The organism is Photobacterium sp. OFAV2-7 (genome assembly GCF_022347985.1).
Classification (GTDB): domain Bacteria; phylum Pseudomonadota; class Gammaproteobacteria; order Enterobacterales; family Vibrionaceae; genus Photobacterium.
This window is the reverse complement of sequence record NZ_JAKRFQ010000249.1, coordinates 1-6056: the sequence shown is the minus strand read 5'-3', so window position 1 is coordinate 6056 and position 6056 is coordinate 1. Positions and strand designations below refer to the sequence as shown.

At 45.6% G+C, this 6056-nt stretch carries 4 protein-coding genes; 2 read left to right on the top strand and 2 right to left on the bottom strand.

Annotated features, from left to right (window positions below):
- Nucleotides 1-836, bottom strand: an 836-nt coding sequence (locus tag MHN01_RS13660) for a multicopper oxidase family protein (RefSeq protein ID WP_239411848.1), incomplete at its 3' end; no start/stop codon positions are given.
- A 229-nt stretch (nucleotides 837-1065) separates the two neighbouring features.
- On the opposite strand from MHN01_RS13660, the gene MHN01_RS13655 reads away from it, so the two are divergent.
- Together MHN01_RS13655 and MHN01_RS13650 are read left to right on the top strand one after the other, a co-directional pair.
- Nucleotides 1066-3576 (top strand): ATP-binding protein, encoded by a 2511-nt coding sequence (locus tag MHN01_RS13655; RefSeq protein ID WP_239411847.1) that lies wholly within the window; start codon nucleotides 1066-1068, stop codon nucleotides 3574-3576.
- Between the two features lie 132 nt (nucleotides 3577-3708).
- Nucleotides 3709-5001: a DEAD/DEAH box helicase gene (locus MHN01_RS13650; protein ID WP_239411846.1), complete on the top strand. Its 1293-nt coding sequence runs from the start codon at nucleotides 3709-3711 to the stop codon at nucleotides 4999-5001.
- Nucleotides 5002-5104: 103 nt separating this feature from the next.
- On the opposite strand, the gene MHN01_RS13645 is transcribed toward MHN01_RS13650, so the two are convergent.
- Nucleotides 5105-5938: a PfkB family carbohydrate kinase gene (locus MHN01_RS13645; protein WP_239411845.1), complete on the bottom strand. Its 834-nt coding sequence runs from the start codon at nucleotides 5936-5938 to the stop codon at nucleotides 5105-5107.
- Nucleotides 5939-6056 lie beyond the last annotated feature (118 nt).

The window sequence follows — 6056 nt, the reverse complement described above, 5'->3', positions numbered from 1 at the left end:
AATTGCTTGCCGGCTGAAGGCGCTTCTACCGCCAAATCAACACGCATTCCCGGACCGATTTTATGCTCAGCGAGCTTGCGAGGCTTTTCAATCGGATTACCATCTATGGCAATAATCCAAGCTTGGGCCCCTTCAACAGCTATCGGGTAGGTAATAGTATTGTCAACATTGGCTATGCGTAATCGCGTCATCGCATACTGAGGTAGCTCGTAAGTCGGTGCATGTTCACCATTAACGGTCCCCCATTCACCCGGTGTCCCCATTCTGGCACTCAGACGAGGTACCATCAGTTTCTTCCAGTTACCTTTTTTATCAATATGCCAATGCTTTAGAAGTAGCACTTGCTCAACATCAAAAGTGACAGGTGTTACTTCTTCAACGACAATCGCTCCAACTAATCCCATGCCAAGCTGAACCACGCTGTTCATATGCGGGTGATACCAGAAGGTGCCTGCATCCGGCGGGATAAACTCATAGGTAAATGTCTCACCAGGCATAATCGGCTGCTGACTTAAAAACGGCACACCATCCATTTCAATAGGTATCCGCAGCCCATGCCAATGAATCGTTGTCGGCTCGTTCAGCTTGTTTGTAAAGCGTATTGTGACTTTCTCGCCCTGACGACAGCGTATCGTCGGGGCAGGAATTTGACCGTTAAACCCCAGCACATCGGTTTCGTATCCTGCTACTAACTCTGCTGTAGCTGGCTCTGCCGAGAGATCATAAACATATCCATTCTCTGTTCTTGTTATTGCATTTAATGTACAGGCGGGCAATGCAAACGTGCTGGCAAGCACTGAAGACAATTTTAATAACTTTCGACGGCTAATATTCATTTTTATTCCATCCATTTGTGAGCATCGCTATTGTAACGGCTCACAAGAAAATGAAAAACACTCTCATTATCAATCAATAAGTCATTTCTAATTAATTACTTAAAATAGTCCTAAATATTAAGCAAATTTCTTCTACATGCAGGAAAAGTACGTCCAACTCGACTAACTTTATAGAGTTATCAATATGAATTCTGCCGTATATATACGTTATTCATAGAAAGGTGCGCAGGTGAACACTTTCCATAAGTTGCTTTTTCCCATTGTTGTTGTGTTCATGGTGATAGTTGGCTTTCTCTACTCGTATATTCCTCATATTATTGCGGCCAACACGGTTCGTCAGGCTGTCGCCTCCTCAGAACACACCGTCACCCAATTTAAAGTTTTACGTGACGTCTACTCGAAAACAGTTTTATCCGAGATCTTGGCTCACACCACACTAAGCGTCGGAACCGATGTTCAACATGACAATGGCGTAATCCCACTGCCTGCCACTCTGGTTCAGGAAGTCAGTCGAAGGCTCCACGATAAAGGAACCCAAATCAGGCTCTACAGCCCTTATCCTTTTCCAAACCGTAAAAACAGGCAGTTAGATGAATTCGGCTTAGCAGCCTGGCAGGCTCTCTCCAAAGATCCGACAAGTACCTATTTCAAAGAATATAATTCCGATGGACGGTCATATATTCGCGTAGCAGTTAGTGATGTACTCAGCAACCAGACATGTGTGAACTGTCATAACCAGATTGCCGATCCAACCGGCAATCAATGGCAAGTTGGCGATTTACGAGGGATATTAGAAGTACAAACAGATATTACACAGCCTATACAAAATGGTATTGTGATCAGCCGCTATATTACTTTTGCCCTTCTGATTGGCCTGCTGTCGATTACCCTCACACTATTGATTACTTACAGGGTGACGGTTCAAAAACGCCTCTCAGCCTGTATAACCGCCATGGATAAAATTGCCAACAGTAACGGTATTTGCCGGGATAAATTGCCGGAAAGCGGAAGTGATGATATCAGCCACCTAAGCCAGACATTCAATAAGATGTCATCCAAGCTCAACGCTTCGTTGAAATCTTTAAAACAAGAACGCACCCAGCTTGATAACAAAGTAAAAACACGCACCAGAGAGCTTGAAGTTGCCACACAGCAAGCCAACAACGCTAACAGAGCCAAGTCACAATTCCTCGCTGTTATGAGCCACGAATTACGGACACCTCTCAATGGTATGTTAGGCATGGCGCAAATTATGTCCACTTCACAACAATCAGAGCGACAACCGGAGCAACAAAGGCAGCTCAATATCTTGCTGGAATCTGGTCAGCATTTGCTTTCTCTTCTAAACGACATTCTCGATTTTTCTAAAATTGAACAAAACAAGCTGGAGCTTGAAATCCATACTTTCCAGCTTGCCGATCTCATCGAACCGATTAAAGCAACCTATAAGCCAATATGCCACAAGAAAAACCTGACATTTAATCTGAACACAACGCTTCCGTTGACAACAATTCTTCGCAGTGACAAGTCACGAATTCGGCAGGTGATTTACAACATTTTAAGCAACGCGGTAAAGTTCACTGAAAGCGGAGGGATCGACCTCTCTATTCATACCGAAAAATGCGGCTCCTGCTCAGAATCCCTGCTGATTGTGACAATTTCAGACTCTGGCATCGGTATCAGAAAAGAGCGTCTCAAACATATTTTTGAACCCTTCACCCAAGCAGAATCGAGTACTACTCGTTGCTATGGCGGTACTGGCCTAGGATTGGCCATAGTCAAACAACTAACCGGATTAATGAGCGGCAGCGCCAAAGTCGAAAGTACTATTGGCAAAGGAACCACATTCACTGTAAGCATGCGCGTCGACATCATTGATTCAATGAGTGATAAATATGCCGACATATTGGCAACTTGCGTAGAGTCATCAGAGCCCCTGCCAGAAAAGCTCAAGGTCTTAATTGTTGAAGATAATAAAATCAATGCTTTAGTTGCCCAGTCCTTTTGCCAACGCATAGGTTACCGCGTAACGGCAGTGAAGGACGGCTCACAGGCAATCGATACGCTCCGGCAAGAGCGCTTCGATCTCATTCTGATGGACAACCACATGCCAACTATGGATGGGTTGACCGCAACCAAAATTATTCGCCAGCAACTAAAACTAGATACCATCATCTTTGCCTGCACCGCTGACATCCTTAAGAAGAACCAGAATGAGTTTCTCGATGCTGGTGCCGATACCATTCTTTCCAAACCGATACTTGACGTTAAATTTCGGGAAACACTCAGACAGTTTTCTCAGCAATTTAAAGGGCAACTCAATCAACAAACGGGGGCTTGCTCAGCAGGAACCGAACTCATCAGCTACCGAAAACTTATTGAACAATGTGATGGTAACGAACAAAAAGTCATTCAATTACTTCAGCACTTTATTACATCAATGAGCTGTGAATATGAATCGCTGCCTCTCTATTATCGCTCCGATAGCTATCAACAGCTCGCATTGAGTGCCAACAACATAAGACAAATTGCAACGGATTATAGGCTTGCATCGCTCAAGGCGATGGCAACCTATATTGTGGCTGTTGCCAATACCGGCAACCCGCCAAAGCATGACGTTATTCGTCATCTTAGCCATTTAATGAAAAAGAATATCGAGCAGGCCAACTATTTTTTGCACAAGCCTGAAGATAAAACCGATGTTTCAACAGCCTATAACAAACTTCAACAAAGTAATTGAGCACACCAAAAGCAAAAATCGGACAATTATCAAGCAATCACGTAAAATTAGTCCCCACAGATAAGCATTATTCATCTATAATCGGCGACCGTATTTTTGGTCAGGCTCAGCCGTCTGCTTTAGGAACAACGAATGTCATTTGCATCACAAAGCTTTTCTCCGGAAATTGTTCGCGCACTTACTGAGTGCGGTTACGAGAAATTAACGCCAATTCAGCAACAAGCGATTCCACATGCTCGTCGCGGGCATGATATTCTTGCCAATGCACAAACCGGCACCGGCAAAACTGCTGCCTTCTCACTACCGATTATCCAGCAGATCTGTGATAACCCTAAGCAGCGTAGCCGTTTTAATGTCCGTGCTCTTATTCTGGCTCCTACCCGCGAACTTGCGGCACAAATTGCCAAAAATATTGAAGACTACACAAAATTCGTCTCGATCAATGTTGCGGCCATATACGGCGGCACCAAAATGGCCTCTCAGGAAAAGAAACTTGAGCAGGGTCTCGACATACTTGTCGCCACACCAGGCCGTCTGCTTGAGCACATGGAGCTGAACAACGTTTCACTTGCGAACCTTGAGTTCCTTGTCTTCGATGAAGCAGACCGTATGCTGGATATGGGCTTTATTTCAGATATCCGCATGATCATGAATGATATCCGTACCCAGCCTCAGACTATGCTGTTTTCGGCAACTTTCTCCAGCCAGATGAACAAGCTGTCCAACGAGATCCTGCGTAAACCAAAACGTATTTCAGTAAGCCCTGAGAATGCAACGGCTGAGACGGTTGCCCATGTTGTTTATCCGGTAGACGACGATCGCAAACGCGAGCTTCTTTCTGAGCTTATCGGCAAGAAGAACTGGCAACAGGTGCTGGTTTTCGTTAACTATAAAGAAACGGCTAACGAGCTCGTTAAAGAGCTTAAGCTTGATGGCATTAAGGCCGTTCTCTGCCACGGAGACAAAGCGCAAAGTGCCCGACGCCGTGCGCTGGATGAGTTTAAAGAAGGAAAAGCCCGCGTGATGGTAGCGACTGAAGTTGCAGCGCGAGGTCTGGATATTCAGGGACTGCCGCACGTCGTGAACTACGACATGCCTTTCCTGGCCGAAGACTACGTACACCGTATTGGTCGTACTGGCCGCGCAGGACAACAAGGCCATGCCGTTTCGTTTGTTAGCCGCGATGAAGAACTGACTCTGGTTCAGGTTGAAAAACTAATCAGACAACGTATTCGCCGTATCCAGCTTGCCGGCTATGAGCCAGCCAACCGCGATGCACTGCTACATAAAATGCATACTAAATCGGCATTCAAAGATCGCCGAGGCCGCACCAATAACCCAACTGATCAGTCTGATGCCGAACGACGCGCCCGACTTCGCCGTGCCGTTCTCAATAAATCAAAGATCACTAAGCTTAAAAAATAACAGCTAAAAGAAAGCCCTGAGGATACAAATCTTCAGGGCTTTTTACTTTTAACAATCATAACGAAGTTAAAAGCGACTTTAACCAGCAAGAATGATCAAATTCTTATATAGATTGGTTTAAGTACTGCTTCAACTTCTCTCCCGGAACAGAGCTTTGAGTTCCCACTGCAAATGACGCCCACCTTGCCCCTTCAGCCATGGCATCTACAATCGACTCTCTGTTGACCAATGCATGGATCAACCCTGAGGCAAACGCATCGCCTGCTCCGGTTGTATCAACCACATCCGTATCCAGCGCAGGGACAAAATGCGTTTCATCTGCCGTGTAGGCCTTAGCTCCATTTTTTCCATCTGTGACAACAAAATACCGTAGAGCCTCACCGGCAATACTTCGCCCATATTCCCACAAGGGCAACGTGGTTCTCTCAGCCAAATCGGACTCAGAAGTAATCAACACATGACACGGGCGTAAGCGTTCATCTTTTGCCAACTGTGCAACAACCAATGAATGATCCAATGCTTCCAGTGCCCACAATTCACACCCTTCTGCCGACGAATTAATATACAGTGCATCCCAGTTGGCAAAACGAGGCGGTGTTCCCAGCACAAATCTAGGTCGTTGCGGGCGAATAATTGTCCGCTCACCATCTGGCGTCATCAAAAGCAGTAACTCTGGCGTTACTACGTCATTACGGTGCAACAAAGCACAATTTAAACCACTCAGGCTCGCTTCGGCTAATAGCCAGTCGGCTGTTTCATCTTTTCCTACCTGGCTAACCAGGGCAACATCGTGGCCAGCCCATACCAGCCCCAACCCGGTATTGGCCCCACCACCGCCCAGGCGGCGACCATCATCAAGATAGTGATGACGTCCTCCCGTAACCAGCGGCTTATCCAACTGCAGCACACGATCACAATTTAGATTTGCGATCAGCATTATATTTGCCAAAAACTCTCTCCCATACCCACTTAATCACAAGTCGGATTATCATTATTTTATTAGTTATATACCCACTTTACGGATTAGTAAGCACTTTATTGAATCCAAAAAAGCG

Excerpts from the sequence above, each read along its gene's own strand:
- MHN01_RS13650 (WP_239411846.1), top strand. The coding sequence starts at position 3,709 with ATGTCATTTGCATCACAAAGCTTTTCTCCGGAAATTGTTCGCGCACTT.
- MHN01_RS13645 (WP_239411845.1), bottom strand. The coding sequence starts at position 5,938 with ATGCTGATCGCAAATCTAAATTGTGATCGTGTGCTGCAGTTGGATAAG.